The sequence below is a fragment of the Mucilaginibacter flavidus genome (genome assembly GCF_024055575.1).
Taxonomy (GTDB): Bacteria; Bacteroidota; Bacteroidia; order Sphingobacteriales; family Sphingobacteriaceae; genus Mucilaginibacter; species Mucilaginibacter flavidus.
Genome location: NZ_JAMXOE010000006.1, coordinates 137585 through 154812, shown reverse-complemented (window position 1 = coordinate 154812; position 17228 = coordinate 137585). Strand labels below are relative to the sequence as shown.

The 17228-nt window shown below is 42.4% G+C and carries 18 protein-coding genes and 1 other RNA gene; 15 read left to right on the top strand and 4 right to left on the bottom strand.

What is annotated here, in order from left to right; all coding sequences use genetic code 11:
* The first annotated feature begins 37 nt into the window (after window positions 1–37).
* The 13 genes from NAF19_RS12140 to dinB all read left to right on the top strand — a co-directional run bounded on the left by NAF19_RS12140 (window position 38) and on the right by dinB (window position 11821).
* Window positions 38–1288 (top strand): cation:proton antiporter, encoded by a 1251-nt coding sequence (locus NAF19_RS12140; protein WP_252790319.1) that lies wholly within the window; start codon window positions 38–40, stop codon window positions 1286–1288.
* Window positions 1289–1370: 82 nt separating this feature from the next.
* Complete coding sequence (locus tag NAF19_RS12135; RefSeq protein WP_252790318.1) at window positions 1371–1931, top strand: 2'-5' RNA ligase family protein; 561 nt, start codon at window positions 1371–1373, stop codon at window positions 1929–1931.
* Window positions 1932–2027: 96 nt separating this feature from the next.
* On the top strand, window positions 2028–2654 hold the full coding sequence (locus NAF19_RS12130; protein WP_252790317.1) for a 2'-5' RNA ligase family protein: 627 nt from the start codon (window positions 2028–2030) through the stop codon (window positions 2652–2654).
* A 120-nt stretch (window positions 2655–2774) separates the two neighbouring features.
* Window positions 2775–2873, top strand: an RNA gene (gene ffs, locus NAF19_RS12125) — signal recognition particle sRNA small type.
* A 200-nt stretch (window positions 2874–3073) separates the two neighbouring features.
* On the top strand, window positions 3074–4033 hold the full coding sequence (locus NAF19_RS12120; RefSeq protein WP_252790316.1) for a YpdA family putative bacillithiol disulfide reductase: 960 nt from the start codon (window positions 3074–3076) through the stop codon (window positions 4031–4033).
* 372 nt (window positions 4034–4405) lie between these two features.
* Window positions 4406–5059, top strand: coding sequence for a GNAT family N-acetyltransferase (locus NAF19_RS12115; protein ID WP_252790392.1), 654 nt, complete (start codon window positions 4406–4408; stop codon window positions 5057–5059).
* A 106-nt stretch (window positions 5060–5165) separates the two neighbouring features.
* A complete protein-coding gene (gene argG, locus NAF19_RS12110) occupies window positions 5166–6353 on the top strand; it encodes an argininosuccinate synthase (protein WP_252790315.1) in 1188 nt (395 codons plus the stop codon).
* A gap of 4 nt (window positions 6354–6357) precedes the next feature.
* Complete coding sequence (gene argC / locus NAF19_RS12105; protein WP_252790314.1) at window positions 6358–7371, top strand: N-acetyl-gamma-glutamyl-phosphate reductase; 1014 nt, start codon at window positions 6358–6360, stop codon at window positions 7369–7371.
* A 98-nt stretch (window positions 7372–7469) separates the two neighbouring features.
* On the top strand, window positions 7470–8597 hold the full coding sequence (locus tag NAF19_RS12100; protein ID WP_252790313.1) for an aspartate aminotransferase family protein: 1128 nt from the start codon (window positions 7470–7472) through the stop codon (window positions 8595–8597).
* Window positions 8598–8678: 81 nt separating this feature from the next.
* Window positions 8679–9629: a Rossmann-fold NAD(P)-binding domain-containing protein gene (locus NAF19_RS12095; protein WP_252790312.1), complete on the top strand. Its 951-nt coding sequence runs from the start codon at window positions 8679–8681 to the stop codon at window positions 9627–9629.
* The gene (locus tag NAF19_RS30745; protein ID WP_370362874.1) at window positions 9581–9799 is read left to right on the top strand and encodes a hypothetical protein; all 219 of its coding nucleotides are present in this window, start codon (window positions 9581–9583) and stop codon (window positions 9797–9799) included. The genes NAF19_RS12095 and NAF19_RS30745 overlap by 49 nt, the downstream gene beginning before the upstream one ends.
* Before the next feature lie 139 nt (window positions 9800–9938).
* Window positions 9939–10550, top strand: a complete 612-nt coding sequence (locus tag NAF19_RS12090; protein WP_252790311.1) for an FMN-binding negative transcriptional regulator — start codon at window positions 9939–9941, stop codon at window positions 10548–10550.
* 86 nt (window positions 10551–10636) lie between these two features.
* Window positions 10637–11821 (top strand): DNA polymerase IV, encoded by a 1185-nt coding sequence (dinB, locus tag NAF19_RS12085; RefSeq protein ID WP_252790310.1) that lies wholly within the window; start codon window positions 10637–10639, stop codon window positions 11819–11821.
* Window positions 11822–11899: 78 nt separating this feature from the next.
* Here dinB and NAF19_RS12080 read toward each other — a convergent pair whose 3' ends face one another.
* The 4 genes from NAF19_RS12080 to NAF19_RS12065 form a co-directional block, all read right to left on the bottom strand.
* Window positions 11900–12418 carry a GNAT family N-acetyltransferase gene (locus NAF19_RS12080; RefSeq protein ID WP_252790309.1) on the bottom strand — a complete coding sequence of 173 codons (519 nt, stop codon included), beginning with the start codon at window positions 12416–12418 and terminating at the stop codon, window positions 11900–11902.
* Between the two features lie 75 nt (window positions 12419–12493).
* A complete protein-coding gene (locus NAF19_RS12075; RefSeq protein WP_252790308.1) occupies window positions 12494–13084 on the bottom strand; it encodes a hypothetical protein in 591 nt (196 codons plus the stop codon).
* The gene (locus NAF19_RS12070) at window positions 13071–13568 is read right to left on the bottom strand and encodes an RNA polymerase sigma factor (protein ID WP_252790307.1); all 498 of its coding nucleotides are present in this window, start codon (window positions 13566–13568) and stop codon (window positions 13071–13073) included. The genes NAF19_RS12075 and NAF19_RS12070 overlap by 14 nt, the downstream gene beginning before the upstream one ends.
* 42 nt (window positions 13569–13610) lie before the next feature.
* Window positions 13611–14138, bottom strand: coding sequence for a hypothetical protein (locus tag NAF19_RS12065; RefSeq protein WP_252790306.1), 528 nt, complete (start codon window positions 14136–14138; stop codon window positions 13611–13613).
* A gap of 196 nt (window positions 14139–14334) precedes the next feature.
* Between NAF19_RS12065 and NAF19_RS12060 the strand changes: the two genes are divergently transcribed.
* Entirely contained in the window at window positions 14335–16053 is a 1719-nt protein-coding gene (locus NAF19_RS12060; RefSeq protein ID WP_252790305.1) for a GMC oxidoreductase, read from the top strand.
* 83 nt (window positions 16054–16136) lie between these two features.
* Entirely contained in the window at window positions 16137–17135 is a 999-nt protein-coding gene (locus tag NAF19_RS12055; RefSeq protein ID WP_252790304.1) for a phosphotransferase enzyme family protein, read from the top strand.
* The last annotated feature ends 93 nt before the right edge of the window (window positions 17136–17228 follow it).

The window sequence follows — 17228 nt, the reverse complement described above, 5'->3', positions numbered from 1 at the left end:
TTGCCGGTTAATACCTTATTATGGTAATTAATTATCAATGGGACTATTCCTTATTATCGCGCTGCTTGTTGTTGTAAGCGCTTTCTACTCGTATCTCAATGCCCGGTTTTTTAAGCTGCCCGGCACCATCGGTATTATTACTATCGCAATTATAGTGTCGATAGTAACTATTGCTGTCGATAAGCTAAATCCTTCTATCGCCGGTTATCTTACTGTGCTGGCAAAACACATCAATTTTTCGGGCACTGTTTTAAACATCATGCTGGGTTTCCTGCTTTTTGCCGGTTCGTTCACCTCTAACACCAAACGACTGCGGCGGGAGTTGAAACCGGTTTTTATTTTAAGCACACTCAGCGTAATTATATCTACGGCAGCATTTGGCGCATTGTTTTATTATGGCACTATGCTGTTTAATATTCACATGTCTTTCGTATACTGCCTGTTATTTGGCGCGCTAATTTCGCCTACCGACCCTGTAGCTGTCGGGGCGATCATTCGTACCTCAAAGCTACCTTCCAACCTTGCTACTATTATATCGGGCGAATCGTTATTTAACGATGGAGTCGGTTTGGTGTTGTTTATAACCATATTAGAGGCAATAAAGTCGGGGGTAGACAATATAACTTTTGCGCAAACAGCACTACTGTTCGCGCGTGAGGTTGTCGGCGGTATTACGCTGGGTATAATATTGGGCTTTGTTGCCTTCCGGCTCATGAAGTCGATAACCGATTTTCAGACCATTGTTTTGGTTTCACTATCGGCGGTGATGAGTATTTCGGTTATTGCTACTTATCTCGATTTATCCATTCCGCTTGCTGTGGTATCTGCCGGGCTGTTTATGGGCAATCGTACAATTAATATTGACGAAAAGGAACGCTCGCACGAAGCGCTCGAAAAATTCTGGCAACTGATTGACGAAATGCTGAATACTATTCTATTTGTGATGATCGGCCTGCAAATGGTGAACCTGCCTTACATAACCAATTATTGGTTAACCGGTGGGATAGCAATTATACTGATACTAATTGCCCGCTGGATAAGTATCATATTGCCGCTTACCTTTTTACGGCGAACATTAAATGTAAATTATAAAAATATCAATATACTAACCTGGGCCGGGGTAAGGGGAGGTATTTCTATTGCGCTGGCTCTATCACTGCCAATAAGCCCTTACCGGCATGTAATACTCTGCGGCAGCTATTTTATAGTGATATTTTCGATAGTGGTGCAGGGGCTAACATTGAACAAGTTGATAGATGCTTCAATGAAGAAAAGTGAGCCCGAATAATCCAGTCCACAAATATTTATAAACAACAGATTGAAAATGCTAAAATATTTAGCATTTTAGCAATGTAATTTAATTGCTGTTTATGAATGCTTATGCCGATTATTTGATGATAATTTCTTTGCCGCCTGGGCTGGTTAAGGAAATCAGCAGGTATAAGCGGGCTTCGGTAAACGCAATCGGGCATTTTGAGGGGATGCATAGCAGGGCGTATATTTCGGTTACTCACCAGGTGCGTTGCAAGCCGTTTTTGGCACAGCCGGCAATTGTTCGGATGGGTCAACGACTTAGCACTATGCCGCCTGTTGAACTATATCTTAATGGCTTTGCGTACTTCAGCAATGGCCGTAGCGTGCGGACTATCTACGCCAAAATTGAGATGAACGAACGTGCCGAAAACTGGTTTAAGTTGTTAACCATCCAAATGGGTATAAAACTTCCGAATTTTGTGCCGCATATTACTGTTGCCCGCAACATCCCGGTAACTGCTTTTAATAAACTATGGCCCAATTTTGAAAATCGCGATTTAAAGCATCGCTTTATTGTTAATGGCCTTACCGTTTTACATCGCGATACCTTTGCTGAACAGTCCGAATGGAAAATCTTCAGGGAACTGCATTTTGGTAATAAGTTGCTTGCGTTTTAAGGTGAGTGGTGAATGAAATTACTTTAACTTATTTTCAATTCAATTTGTAAATGCTAAATTTATTAGTAATATTTGTTTTATCAAAAACGACGAGTTATGACAGGTTACCAGGACTACCTTATAGTGCTTACACCGAGTGACAGCATTTGCAAACGCATAAGACGTATTAAAGACGACAGTGCCGCTATAGTTGGCAATTACGATGGGCGGCACTCAAAGGCGCACGTCAGCATACAGCAATGGCCGCGTAAAAAGCCTGTTTGGATTGAAGCACTGCTGCCCAAACTGGAGCGCGAGTTGTTAACCCTGCCGCCGCTGGTAACCGCCATTGATGGATTTGATTTTTTCCATCAGGAAGAAAACCCAACGATATATGCACGGCTGGAACAATCGCCGGAAAGCACGTTATGGTTTAAACATTTGAAACGTTTTTTTAGTGGTGGCACATTTGTGCCACATATCGTGATGGCGCGCAATTTGCCGGGGCAATCGTTTAATAAACTTTGGCCTTATGTTAGCAAACAGCAATGGCGCGAAGAATTTAAAGTTGATAAGTTAACCATATTGCGCCGCGACATGATAGGGCATGACAACTGTTATAAAGTTTACAAAGAAATACCATTTAACCGCCGTTTAGACTTTAATACTTTCATCAATTCGAAGCTAAAGGCCCCAGTAATGGCCGAAAAGCCGGTAAACGCGGTACAATTCAGTCTTTTTTAATTTAGTGTAACTAACTGTATAACAATATTTCAGCATTAAAACACCTGTGCCTTATCACAATAAAGCCTCTTTTTTAACAATTTATTAACCGGAAACAAAGGTTTTTATATCTTTGCGGCGGGGTAAGTCTTTTACGGCCAGCTCCTCTTGAACTCCCCCAGGGTGGGAACACAGCAAGGGTAGAGAGTTGAGCGGCGCGATAAAAGTAGCTTACCCTTTTTTTGTGGAATTAACTTTTTAAGCCCGCATGTTGAATGTTAAAATAAACTTCAACAACCGCAACAAATTTATTAGTACATCCTTAACGGCATCGCACCTTAACATTCGTCGGTTTTTTGTCTTCTTTTATTCGGTCATGAACTATGAACCATCAACTATCAACCAAACCGACTATCTTCGCAATAAACATCTTCTAACTAATGCTCGATATACTCATCATAGGCGGCGGCCCAATAGGAATTGCATGCGGACTTGTTGCGCAAAAAGCCGGTTTAAGTTTTTTAATTGTTGAAAAAGGCTGTCTGGTAAATTCGTTATATAATTACCCATCTACTATGACGTTTTTCTCTACATCGGAAAAACTGGAAATAGGAGGCATTCCATTTGTAACCATCAGCAATAAGCCAACCCGGGCCGAGGCTCTGGAGTATTACCGCAGGGTGGCAACTTCAAATAACCTGCCCATTAAGCTGTTTGAGGAAGTAACCGGGTTGGTCAAGGAGAACGACATTTTTACGGTAACTACCAGCAAGGCGACTTACCAAGCAAAAAAAGTGATTCTGTCAACCGGGTTTTATGATATTGCTGTAAAACTGGATATCCCTGGTGAAGATCTTCCGAAAGTAAAACATTATTATAAAGACCCGCATTATTACGCAATGCAAAAAGTAGTGGTAGTGGGTTCCAGCAATTCGGCTATCGACGTGGCGCTGGAAACATACCGCAAAGGGGCTGAGGTCACGCTGGTTATTCGCGGTGATGATGTTAGTCACAGGGTTAAATATTGGGTAAGGCCTGATATTTTGAACCGCATAAAAGAGGGGAGTATAAAAGCTTACTTCAATTCCAGTCTTACAGCTGTGCGTGAGCATGTGGTAGATATCGCGACTCCGGAAGGCACTGTTACCATCCCGAATGATTTCGTTATGGCGATGACCGGGTATCGGCCAAATTTTGAATTTCTGAAGAAACTGGGTATAACTTTAACCAACGATAAATTTATCCCCCATTATAACCCTGAAACTATGGAAACCAATTTACCGGGTCTTTACCTGGCGGGCGTAGTTTGCGGTGGAATGGATACGCACTTGTGGTTTATCGAGAATTCCCGGGTACATGCGGAGATGATTTTGAATGATATTGTTGGACAAGCTAAATGAACTCAATCAACAATTCAATTATTAACTCTCAATCAACTTAACGTAATCAAATAAATTATTTCTTGCATAAGCAAAAAATAATGCGATAATTTGCACAAAATTTAAAAAACACCACTAGCAACTAAAAAAATGAACCAACAAAGCTTAAATAAGCCCGTAACTAAAGCGCTTTTTGCGCCGGTTGCCGCTGCTTTGCTTTCAAACGTTTTTTTATTTTCTCCGTCACGACGAAGGCCGTATATGCCACGGGCTTGATATACTTTCTCATCCCGAGCCTCTTAAAGACGCAATACTTTGCGCTTTTATCCCACAAAAATCATCTGGTTATTAACGCTGTAAAAGGCAATTAATTTAACGGTAATTTTTCCATTAATAATGATTAAAGATTTTGATATACAGGTTGCAACTGCCCAGCACGTTGATTTTGCCCCCCAAATTTGCGATGAGATGGCCGAATCGGCCAAAGCACGCGGAACAGGCATCGCACAACGTTCACCTGAATACGTAGCCAACAAAATGCTGGAAGGCAAAGCAGTAATTGCATTCCATAAAGATGGCACATGGGCTGGTTTTTGCTACATCGAAACATGGAGCCACGGCGATTTTGTGGCCAATTCCGGTTTGATTGTTAGTCCGCAGTTTAGGAAAGAAGGCCTTGCCAAAGCGATAAAGGAAAATATCTTCAATTTGTCGCGTAAAAAATATCCCAACGCAAAAATATTCGGGCTTACCACAGGATTAGCGGTTATGAAAATTAACTCCGAACTGGGTTATGAACCGGTAACCTATTCGGAGCTTACGCAGGACGAGGATTTTTGGGCCGGTTGCAAAAGCTGTGTCAATTACGATATATTGACGAGCAAGGGCCGCAAAAACTGCATGTGCACCGCCATGTTGTTCGACCCGGCTGAAAAACAGAAGGAGTACGAGGACAAAATGAAAAAGATTACGCACAAAGCTACGTTGTTGGAGCGCATTGAGAATGCGATAAAACGCAGAATTGAAAAGTTCTCTACAGCCTATTAAATTAATCGTAAAGACGCAATATTTTGCGTCTCATCCGGAACGGGTAATCAGGTAATAATATAAATTCAGGGACACAAAGTATTGTGTCTCTACATCAGATACATCAATGAAAAAGAAAGTTGTTTTAGCGTATAGCGGAGGATTAGACACCTCGTTTTGTTGCATATATTTAACACAGGACTTAGGTTACGAAGTTCACAGTGTAATTGTAAACACCGGCGGTTTTAGCGAAGATGAATTGAAGGGTGTTGAAGAACGCGCCTACAAAATGGGTGTTACAAGTCATCATGTGGTAGACGAAACCGAAAATTTCTACAATACCTGCGTTCGCTTCCTGATATACGGCAACGTATTGAAAAATAACACTTATCCGCTATCGGTAAGCGCTGAGCGTGTCAGCCAGGCAACAGCCATTGCTAACTATGCAAAAGAAATAGGCGCCGAATTTGTTGCCCACGGCAGCACCGGCGCGGGAAACGACCAGGTGCGGTTTGATATGATATTCAACATCCTTGTTCCTGAAGTTCAAATCATCACGCCTATACGCGATTTAAAGTTAAGCCGCGAGGCCGAAATTCAATATCTGAAAGATCATGGCGTGGAGATGAATTTTGAAAAAGCTAAATATTCTATTAATAAAGGTATTTGGGGTACTTCGGTTGGTGGTAAGGAAACTTTAACGTCAAATCTTGGGTTGCCTGAAGAAGCATGGCCTACGCAGGTTAGCGAAACAGGAGTGAGGGATATCGAACTGTTATTTGAAAAGGGCGAACTAATTGGCATTGATGGCGAGAAATTTGACCATCCGACTAAAGCTATACAGGCGCTGCAAGCGATTGCCCAACCTTACGGAATTGGCCGCGACATACATGTTGGCGATACTATCATCGGCATAAAAGGCCGTGTAGGGTTTGAGGCAGCTGCGCCAATGGTGATTATTAAAGCCCACCATACTTTAGAAAAACACGTGCTTACCAAATGGCAACTATCATGGAAAGACCAGCTTTCATCGTTCTATGGAAACTGGTTGCATGAAGGACAGTTCCACGATCCGATTATGCGCAACATCGAAGCATTTTTGAGCGATACCCAGCAAAACGTTAGTGGGAAAGTTTTTGTGCAACTGCATCCATACCGGTTCCAGGTAATAGGTATTGAGTCAGCACATGATCTGATGTCGAACAAATTTGGAAGTTACGGCGAGATGAACAATGCATGGAGCGGTGAAGACGTAAAAGGTTTCTCGAAAATATTCGGCAACCAGGTAATGATATATCATAAAGTTAATTCGTAAGGTAATGGGAGCAGAGAACATTTCAAAAACCAAAGTAAGAGCAGGCATCGTCGGTGGTGCTGGATATACGGGTGGCGAGATGCTGCGCATCCTTATCAACCATCCGAATGTTGAGCTGGTATTTGTGCACAGCATCAGCAACGCAGGCAACCATGTTTATGACGTGCACACCGATTTATTTGGCGATACGGATCTGAAATTTGCAGCCGAACTGGCGTACAATATCAATGTGCTGTTCCTGTGTGTGGGCCATGGCGACGCGAAGAAGTTTTTGGAAGCCAACCCAATCCCGGCCGACATAAAGATAATCGACCTTAGCCAGGATTTCAGGTTGAGCAACGATGCCTCTGGCCATAAAACCCGGACTAAGACCTTTGTGTATGGTTTGCCCGAATTAAACAAGGAAGCCATCAAACAGGCACAGAATATTGCTAATCCCGGCTGCTTTGCTACTTGTTTGCAATTGGGGCTGTTGCCACTTACATCAAAAGGGTTGCTAAAAGGGGAGGTGCATATCACCGCAACCACTGGTTCTACCGGCGCGGGACAAAGCTTATCGCCAACTTCGCACTTTACCTGGAGAAATGATAACCTTTCGGTTTACAAGGCTTTTGAACACCAGCACCTGAACGAGATAGGACAATCATTAAAACAATTGCAACCCGGTTTTAACCAGCCGATAAACTTCATTCCATATCGTGGTGATTTTACCCGCGGGATAATAGCATCGATGTATATTGATTGCGAGTTATCAGAAGCAGAGGCGTTAAAGCTCTACCATCAATATTATGATACACATGCTTTTACACATGTAACCAGCCATAATATAGATCTGAAACAAATTGTGAATACCAACAAGTGCTTTTTGCAGGTTAAAAAGCACGGTGGTAAGCTTTTGATAATAAGTATTATTGACAATTTATTGAAAGGTGCGTCTGGACAAGCGGTGCAGAATATGAATTTGATGTTTGGGTTAGATGAAAAAGCGGGGTTAAGACTGAAAGCAACAGCGTTTTAGCCCCCTGGCCCCCTAAAGGGAGAACGACTGGGTGACAAAACCGTTGAATTAACTAAAGTAATAACAAAATTTTAAGCCCCTTTAGGGGTTTGTGGCCTATGAAACTATTTGACGTATATCCTATAAATCCAATTAACATTGTAAAAGGCGTTGGCAGTCTGGTTTATGACGATAAGGGAAATGAATATCTTGACCTCTACGGCGGCCACGCCGTAATATCTATCGGCCATACCAACCCGCATTATGTTAAACGCCTGGAGGACCAGCTGCACCAAATTGGTTTTTATTCGAACTCGATAGAAATTCCATTGCAAAAACAGCTTGCTGAGAAGTTGGGTCATGTATCCGGCAAAGAAGATTATCAGCTGTTTTTGTGTAATTCGGGTGCAGAGGCTAATGAAAATGCATTAAAACTGGCTTCATTTTATAATGGAAAAAAGAAAGTTATAGCTTTTAAAGGCGCTTTTCACGGTCGTACATCTCTGGCGGTTTCGGCAACGGACAATCCTAAGATTATTGCCCCGGTTAATGAAACAGAGAACGTAATATTTTTACCATGGAAGGACGAAGCGGCTTTGGAGCATGCTTTTGCAGAAAATGGAATATCCTCGGTAATTATTGAAGGCATACAGGGAGTAGGCGGCATACAGGTTGCGCCGGAAAGTTTTTTGCAAAAAATACGTTCGCTTTGTGACGCTAATAACGCTGTGTTCATCGCTGATTCGGTGCAATGCGGATATGGGCGTACCGGCAAGTTTTTTTCTCATGATTTTGCAGGCGTTGATGCAGATATCTACACCCTGGCAAAAGGCATGGGCAATGGGTTCCCTATAGGAGGTATTATCATATCGCCCAAAATACAACCGGCTTACGGTATGTTGGGCACTACCTTTGGCGGTAACCATTTGGCATGTGCGGCTGGCCTAGCGGTATTGGAAGTAATGGAACGCGATAACCTGATGCAAAATGCAGCCGAAGTGGGCGGTTATTTAATGGAGGAAGTTCGTAAATTTAAACAGGTTACCGAAGTACGTGGTCGCGGACTGATGATCGGCATCGAACTGCCGGCTGAATTTGCGCACGTGCGTAAAGAGTTACTATTTAAACACCATATATTTACCGGCGAGGCTAAACCAAACGTGGTAAGGCTATTACCTGCTCTGAATTTGACGAAGGTACATGCCGACAGATTTTTAGAAGCATTTGGAACTATTTTAGCCCCCTAACCCCCTCAAGGGGGAATGAAGAGGCAAGAAATTATAAATATTGTTTAACTATTTAAAAGCCCCTTTAGGGGTTTGGGGCCTATGAAACTATTTTCCTCTGTAAATGATGTTCCTGATGTAAACGCACTTGTGAAAGAGGCGCTGCATTTGAAGGAAAACCCCTACGCATATAAGGATTTGGGTGAAAATAAAACCATGGCCCTGGTGTTTTTAAACCCGAGCCTTCGCACCCGTATGAGCACCCAAAAAGCCGCGCTTAACATGGGCATGAACGTGATGGTGTTGAATATGGACAAAGAAGGCTGGGCATTGGAACTGCGCGACAATGTAATAATGAATGGCACTACAGTTGAACATATTCGTGAGGCAACTGCCGTGATGGGACAATATGCTGATATCATCGGTGTGCGTTCCTTCCCTGGTTTAAAAGACAGGGATGAGGATTATAGCGAGATGATTTTCAATAAGTTTGTGCAGTTTTGCGGCGTACCGGTGGTTAGTTTGGAATCGGCAACACGTCACCCATTGCAAAGCCTTGCCGATTTGATAACCATTGAAGAGCTTAAAACCCGCAGCCGCCCCAAGGTTGTATTGACCTGGGCGCCGCATATCAAGCCTTTACCGCAGGCTGTGCCGAATTCATTTGCTGAATGGATGTGTAAGGCTGATGTTGAGTTTACTATAGCCCAACCGGCAGGATACGAGCTTTGTGCGGATTTTACAAAAGGTGCAACAATTACCAATAACCAGGATGAAGCATTGGCTGATGCCGATTTTATCTACGTGAAAAACTGGTCGGCTTACGAGCCTTATGGGCAAGTTACGCTGGTAAATGAAGATTGGATGCTGACTAATGAGCGTTTAAAGATTACCAATGAGGCTAAAGTGATGCATTGTTTGCCTGTAAGGCGTGATTTAGAGCTCTCATCCGAAATACTCGACGGGCCAGCATCAATTGTGGTTCATGAAGCGGCAAATAGGGTATGGGCGGCGCAAGCTGTGTTGAAGAGGATGCTGGAGGGGCTAAGTTGAACTCTGATTTTGTCATTTCCATTGAAATAGACGATTTAGGCAGGCTTTGTATCTATACTGAAAAAGAGGAATTTAGATTAATTTTTAGAACAGCCACAGAAATTCACTGGGATACCAAAGGCCGCTTCATTTATTCGCCGAGGTCGCGGGAATGGTCGTACTTTGATTAGTATAAACATATCACATCGATGGTTAAGGGTGAGTGCGATTGCGAGTTGTTTCTTAATGGTAATACACGATTTATTAATCTACCAGAAAATCTGCTGAATCAAATTTTATTGAAGTAACCGCAATCGCTAAATTTACTGCATGTTTATCCCATCTATCAATAAGTTTGAAGATATCGAAGAAATAGTGGCCTTCATGCAGCGCTACAGCTTCGCCACAATAATCACTGCTAAAGATGGTGTACCGGTTGCTACGCATCTGCCGTTCATTATAACTCGAGTGAATGATAAAGTTATTTTAAAATCACACCTTGCCAAAGCCAACCCGCAATCAGCAGATATTATCGACAATAAATCGCTGGTGATATTTACCGAACCACACGCATACATCTCGCCTAAAAACTACGAAAAAGAACAGAACGTACCAACGTGGAATTACCTTGCTGTTCACGCTTATGGCAACTGCGTTATATTAGATAATGAGGATGAAAAAGCTGCTTTACTTGCAGAAACCATTAAATATTATGAGGCCGATTATTTAAAACAGTACGAAAGCCTTTCGGACGATTATAAAAGTAAAATGATGAAAGGTATTGTTGCCTTCCAAATTATTGTGGACGACTTGCAGGCCAAAAAGAAGCTAAGCCAAAACCGCAGCGAAAAAGAGCGGGAGAATATTGTTGAAAGCATGGGCAAATCTGAAGATAAGAACGAACAGGATATTGCAGATTACATGAAGCAGTTACCCAAGTAAAATCAAAAAACCTTTTAAGCTTAGCCTTTCGTGTTTTACCTCTATTTGCATTTGCTAATTATATTAGTATTTGCTACATTTGGCTCATGTCAGCCAAACGCATCATTATGCATATCGACCTCGATTCGTTTTTCGTCTCAGTAGAGCGAAAATTCGACCCGTCGTTGATTGGCAAACCTGTAATTATAGGTGGCTCGGCTGAGCGGGGAGTGGTAGCAAGTTGTAGCTATGAAGCGCGTAAATATGGCATCCATTCGGCGATGCCAACAAAACAGGCATATAAGCTTTGTCCGCATGCTATATTTTTGCGGGGCTCACACGGGCGCTACGGCGAGGCCAGTCGCGAGGTGACTGACATTATCAATAACGCGGTACCGCTATTTATGAAAACATCAGTAGATGAGTTTTATGTCGATTATACCGGCATGGACCGCTTTCATAATTGCTACAAGCATGCATCCGAGTTACGACAAAAAATAATGAAGGATACCGAACTTCCAATATCTTTCGGCATGTCGTCGGGCAAAACGGTATCCAAAATGGCTACCAACCAGGCTAAGCCTAATGGGCAGCTGTATATTCCACACGGCGCTGAGAAACAGTTTTTAGCACCACTATCCATTACTAAAATTCCGGGATTGGGCGAGAGCACCAGTCAGAAACTTTTTCAATATGGAATTGAACGCATTGGTCAACTGCAAAAAATGGATATTCGGTTTTTGGAATCTGTTTTTGGCAAAATGGGCCGCTTTATCTGGGAAAAGGCGCAGGGCATTGACCATGGTGAGATCATCCCCCACAGCGAACGTAAATCTATATCAACTGAACACACTTTTCATACCAACATCGCCGACAGGCAAAATATTGAAACTATACTTGTTTCGATGACGGAAGAATTATCGTCCAAATTGCGCAAGGGAAACAAACTGGCATCCTGCCTGGCTATAAAAGTGCGTTATGCCAATTTTGAGACCCACACCCAACAGGAAAAAATACCACTAACTGCCGCCGAACACATACTGATACCCGGTGTGAAAAACCTGCTGAAAAAAGCCTGGAACCAGCACCGGCCGATAAGACTAATAGGAGTAAGGCTAAGCAACCTGGCAACCGGAAGTTACCAGATAAACCTTTTTGAAGACAACGAGGAACAAATAAGGCTTTACCAGGCAATGGACAAAATAAACTTCAAATTTGGCGATAAAACGGTTTGCCGGGCGGCAGGCATGGAGATTGGAACGAGGAACTTTAACCCTTTTATGCGTGGCTGAACTAAGATTCTTAGGATTTATTGGATTATAAGATTTAAGCGGACTGAAGATATCCTGCCATCAAATAAATCCAAAAAATCATAGTTCTTTCTTCATTAGTAAATCCGTCTGCTTGTCATCACCCAACATAAAATCATGGCTGCCGCAAAGTTCAAAACCTTGGTGTTTATAAAAACCCAAAGCCTTTTCATTGTGTTCCCATACGCCCAGCCATACGTAGGCAAATTGCTTGCTTCGGGCTGTGTTTAAGGCAAAATCGAGTAATTGCTTCCCGATTTGTTTACCATGATACTCCCCTGATACATAAATACGTTCAACTTCCAGCGCATTTTTATCCTTGTATTCTGTTTGCGCGTCGTTAAAATTTAGTTTCATATAGCCGACGATTACGTTATCGAGCATTGCAAAATAAAATTCAGAATCCGGATTACTAAGCTGGCTTTGCATATTTTGCATTGTAAACGCAACGGAAGAGTAGGCCTCCATATTTGCAGGCTCATTTAAATGAGCGAAAAACTCGTAAAATGTTTTTTTGCTATAAGTTAATAGCGTATCAGCCTGCGAGAGCTGTACTTTTTTGATTTGAATGTTTGCCAATTTGAACTTGTTGAAAACCTAGGTACAAGAATAATAATTTTCAAATCAACACATCATCAAATTTTCAAATTAAGACTAATCAAACTGCTCCTGCAGGCGAATCAATCTGTCGATCATTAAATTTAGCTTTTCCTCTTCATTTTTAAACATCCTCGGTTTTAAATAAAAGGTTATAAACAAAAACCAAATGATGATAGAGCCATAGGTTACCAGTTTAAAGTAGGTGGGTGCATCCTCCAATACCTCAATAAAATACAGCGCCAGGCCAGTGCTTATCATCAGCATAAAAACATAGTAAAACCAGCCGATAGTTTTGGTGCGGTTTTTTTGATATTCTTTAAGCGTATTGAGGTATTCCGTTGGGTTTTGAGTGAGGTCGTGCTTGTTCAAGATGTGGTAGTGGCGTACTATAAGGGACAAGTATAGCAGCATGGTTACTAAAATCAGCAATATGCCGACTATAGTGGCGGGAGAGCGGAAAGCAAAAAAGAAAGTTATAATAAAGGCGCAAACTATCAACCCAATCATGGCAACAATACCCCAGTAAAGTTTACTGGTTATGCCGCGTATCCCTTTCTTCACCTGCTTTAACGCCTCGTCCACCGAAAGCTTGTCGTGTTTTGGCTGTCCCTGCCAAACCGACATTAAATGCTCAAATTCTTTCATAGTGGTTATACAATTCGGTTAGTTTTTGTTTAATACGATAAATTTTCACCCGCAGATTTCCTTCTGATATCCCCGAAACTTCAGCGATTTCGGGGTATGGCACCTCATCAAGTACCAATGTAATAATAATTCTTTCTGATTCTTCCAACTTCGATATGCACTTATAGAGCAGCGCCACCTGCTCGTTTTTTTCAGATACTTCTTCTTTTTTTGTTTCAGATATTAAGGGTGTAAGCTCGTCTTTTGCCTGTCGTTTTTCCGACCGCAAGTAGGTGAGGCAAGTATTAACAGCAATACGGTATATCCAGGTCGATATCATGGCCTGGTTGCGGAATTTGTCGAGGTTTTGCCAGACTTTTAAAAAGGTTTCCTGTAAAAGGTCGCTCGCAGCGTCATCATCACCTGTATAACCGTAGCACAAATGGTAGATTTTTTTTGAATTGGCTTCGTAAATCTTCTTAAAAGCTGCTTCTTTTTCTGCCACTATCAGTTAATTTATTGGTTAGATTTTAAAACACCAAAGATGTTACAACAAATAGTCATTCTTGTAAAACCATGGGAATTTATTTTCAGCCGCTGTAATTAAGGTATTATACTCCTGGCTGTAATCAAACTGCAAATCCTCATGCAGTTTATTTATGCTGGCGTTTATTTTTTGCACCTGCCTAACCAGTATCATCCGAAGCGGTTTGTACGAGGTGTTGCGGTTGATGTATTGCAGGTAATTATTGCAAAAATTAAGCAGTAGTTCTATTTCAGCCGGTTTTGATGCCATGAACTTGGTGTACTTGCTTATCAGCCTCAATACCTTACGCACACTTTTTGAAGCGAGATAGCTATGTGAAGGCAACTGGCTAAGCATAAAGCCAACTTCGGCCTTTACTTTTTCAACAAATGCATGTTCGTCATTTGCTTCAAATAAAAGGTAAGCCAGCAATTCTTTGTTTTCCTTTTTATAACGCACCAGGCGCAGGCAAAGCTCGGCAACCTGCTCTTGCGGCAAGTGCTGAATTTCTTTTTTTATATCCTGTAAGCCATAGGTGGTTATGCTCATTGTAGTAAATATAGCGCAAATTACTAAATTTTGTAGTATAACGCTAATGTGGATGTATGGTTTTATACGCGACGGGAATCAAAGACATAAATGTTCATAATACAATTACAACATTGTTTTAGTTAATGCATTTTGATATTATTGTAAAACCAATTATGCAATCGATTTCACACATGCAAACCAACAAACGCAAAACATGGCAGCAGATACTGTAAACATCAACGGCAAGGCTAAAATCAATAACACCTATGATGCGATTGTAATCGGATCCGGTATAAGTGGCGGCTGGGCAGCCAAAGAGCTTACCGGCCGGGGGCTAAAAACCATAATGCTGGAGCGCGGGCGTAATTTTGAACATTTAAAAGATTATAAATCTGCCGCAAAAGACCCCTGGGAACTTGAACACCGCGGCAACCCGACGCAAACGGAGCGGCATGCGCGCCCGGTTATTTCGCGCAACTGGGGCGCTTACGAGCCGATTATGGATTATTGGGCCAACGAACAGGACGCACCCTATACCGAAATAAAGCCATTTAACTGGTGGCGGTCATACCAGTTGGGTGGCCGTTCTATTTTATGGGGACGCCAAAGCTATCGCTGGAGCGATTTTGACTTTGAAGCTAATGCCAAAGACGGTTGGGCAATTGACTGGCCCATACGCTATAAAGACCTTGCGCCGTGGTACGATCATGTAGAGAAATTTGCTGGCGTAAATGGTTCGATAGAAGGCCTGCCGCAACTACCGGATGGTCATTTTTTGAAGCCGATGGATTTAAATGTGGTGGAAAAAGATGTAGCTGAACGTTTGAAAAAACACTACAACAACACCCGCCATATGATAATTGGCCGCAGCGCTAATCTTACCGAGGCAATTCCGGATAGAACTGCCTGCCATTTCAGGAACCGTTGCTGGGAAGGGTGCCCGTTTGGGGGGTATTTTAGCACGCAATCGTCAACTTTGCCGGCGGCTGTGGCAACCGGTAATTTAACGGTAAGGCCTTTTTCCGTTGTTACCAAAATCATCTACGATAAAAACTCAAAAAAAGCAACGGGCGTTGAAATAGTTGACGCTGAAACCCACCAAACCTACGAATACCATGCAAAAATTGTGTTTGTAAATGCATCAACACTGAACAGCGCATGGGTATTGATGAATTCGGCAACTGATATTTGGCCCGATGGCTTGGGCAGTAGTAGTGGCGAACTTGGGCATAACATAATGGATCATCATTATAACCTGGGTGCATCTGGCAACATTGAAGGATATGAGGATAAATATTATTTTGGCAGGAGGCCGAACGGTATTTATTTAGTGAGGTTTGCCAACCTGCCCGGCGATACCAAGCGCGATTATATGCGTGGCTTTGGCTACCAGGGAGCAGCAAGCCGCGAGGGGTGGAGCAGGAATGTTGCAGAGTTGAACGTAGGCGCAGCCTTTAAAGAGGCAATTACCGAACCCGGGCAATGGACCATCGGCATTGGTGGGTTTGGTGAGTTGCTACCGTACCACGACAATAAAATAACGCTGGATAAAGACAGGAAAGACAAATGGGGCCTGCCGGTTTTGGCCATGGACGCCGAAATAAAAGACAACGAGAAAAAAATGCGGGTTGATATTGTAAAAGAGGCGCGCGAAATGCTGGAAAATGCAGGCGTAAAAAACGTTCAATCGTGGGACAGGGGGCATAACGTAGGCGATGGCATCCACGAGATGGGCACCGCCCGCATGGGCCGCGACCCGAAAACATCGGTGTTGAACGAGCATAACCAGGTTTGGGATGCTAAAAACGTGTTTGTTACTGATGGTGCCTGTATGGTTTCGTCTGCCTGCCAAAACCCGTCATTAACTTATATGGCTTTAACTGCCCGTGCGGCTAATTTTGCTGCGGACGAATTGAAGAAGGGAAATATCTAAAAGGGGGTAAAAGCTGAAAGGTTAACGGCGAAAGCTGAAAGGTAATTGATACTTTTGCGCGCTATACAATCACCGGATCAACAATGGATATTTTCCCCGCGCAGTATTCTACACTTTCGGCAAAGGCTTTAAATGGTTTTATTTCAAAATGTTATGGATTTTCCGATACGGCTTGTCGTTTGCTCATTCACAATGTGAGCGATACTTACATTATTGAAGATCCGGCAGATAAATACATTCTTAAAATTTACCGCGATGCCCATCGTAAACTTGATGAGATAGCAGGCGAGGTAGAGTTGCTTACTATACTTGCTGAAAGAGGTGCGAAAGTATCGTATCCGGTTGCCGATTTATCTGGTCATAAAATTCAAACTTTTAATGCGATAGAGGGCACGCGGCACGGCGTATTATTTAGTTTCGCACAAGGCCAGGTTATAAACGATATGAATGATGCGCAGTTGGCCGTACTGGGGCAAGAAATGGCAGCGATTCATAATCTAACTTCCGATATTGATCTGAAAAACAGCAGGATATCATTTAGTATTGAAAGTACAATTACCAGTCCGCTTGAAACCATTAAACCGGCATTTACTGACCTGCCGGATGAATATGATTATTTAACAAGTACTGCCAAAAAGGTAATTGCCCGGCTCAATCAATTCAATTATAATAATTTTAGCTACGGCTATTGCCAGTACGATTTTCTGCCAAAGAACTTCCATTTCGATAGTAATAACCAGATTACCTTTTTCGATTTTGATTTTGCCGGCAAGGGCTACCTCGCTAATGATATAATGTCGTTTTATATTCACTACTTTTTAGAAGCCACTTACGGTAAAATATCGCGCGGGGAGGCCGAACGCGCATTTGCTTTATTTGTTGAAAATTACCGAAAAGGAAGGCCGCTTCACGACGATGAGTTGAAAGCTATACAATGTCTGGGGTTCGGCTTTTGGGTGTTTTACCTGGGCTTTCAGTACGAAAATTTTGATGATTGGTCGAGTATCTTCTTTGGCCCCAAGTATTTAAAGGACAGGACGGCGTTGATTAAAAAATGGATAGACTGGTTTGGCGGATTGTAAAACAAGCTGATGCTAAAAATCCTATTAATCATAGTGATATTATTTATTACCGGCAACTATAACAAAAGCGCAGATAACCGCACCAACCCTAAA

What these genes read in the sequence shown, in the direction of transcription:
- NAF19_RS12060 (WP_252790305.1), top strand. Translation starts at nt 14,335, where the DNA reads ATGGCAGCAGATACTGTAAACATCAACGGCAAGGCTAAAATCAATAAC.
- NAF19_RS30745 (WP_370362874.1), top strand. Translation starts at nt 9,581, where the DNA reads ATGGGCGGCGCAAGCTGTGTTGAAGAGGATGCTGGAGGGGCTAAGTTG.
- NAF19_RS12135 (WP_252790318.1), top strand. Translation starts at nt 1,371, where the DNA reads ATGAATGCTTATGCCGATTATTTGATGATAATTTCTTTGCCGCCTGGG.
- argC (WP_252790314.1), top strand. Translation starts at nt 6,358, where the DNA reads ATGGGAGCAGAGAACATTTCAAAAACCAAAGTAAGAGCAGGCATCGTC.
- dinB (WP_252790310.1), top strand. Translation starts at nt 10,637, where the DNA reads ATGTCAGCCAAACGCATCATTATGCATATCGACCTCGATTCGTTTTTC.
- NAF19_RS12055 (WP_252790304.1), top strand. Translation starts at nt 16,137, where the DNA reads ATGGATATTTTCCCCGCGCAGTATTCTACACTTTCGGCAAAGGCTTTA.
- NAF19_RS12075 (WP_252790308.1), bottom strand. Translation starts at nt 13,084, where the DNA reads ATGAAAGAATTTGAGCATTTAATGTCGGTTTGGCAGGGACAGCCAAAA.
- NAF19_RS12130 (WP_252790317.1), top strand. Translation starts at nt 2,028, where the DNA reads ATGACAGGTTACCAGGACTACCTTATAGTGCTTACACCGAGTGACAGC.
- NAF19_RS12100 (WP_252790313.1), top strand. Translation starts at nt 7,470, where the DNA reads ATGAAACTATTTGACGTATATCCTATAAATCCAATTAACATTGTAAAA.
- NAF19_RS12095 (WP_252790312.1), top strand. Translation starts at nt 8,679, where the DNA reads ATGAAACTATTTTCCTCTGTAAATGATGTTCCTGATGTAAACGCACTT.
- NAF19_RS12090 (WP_252790311.1), top strand. Translation starts at nt 9,939, where the DNA reads ATGTTTATCCCATCTATCAATAAGTTTGAAGATATCGAAGAAATAGTG.
- NAF19_RS12140 (WP_252790319.1), top strand. Translation starts at nt 38, where the DNA reads ATGGGACTATTCCTTATTATCGCGCTGCTTGTTGTTGTAAGCGCTTTC.
- argG (WP_252790315.1), top strand. Translation starts at nt 5,166, where the DNA reads ATGAAAAAGAAAGTTGTTTTAGCGTATAGCGGAGGATTAGACACCTCG.
- NAF19_RS12120 (WP_252790316.1), top strand. Translation starts at nt 3,074, where the DNA reads ATGCTCGATATACTCATCATAGGCGGCGGCCCAATAGGAATTGCATGC.
- NAF19_RS12065 (WP_252790306.1), bottom strand. Translation starts at nt 14,138, where the DNA reads ATGAGCATAACCACCTATGGCTTACAGGATATAAAAAAAGAAATTCAG.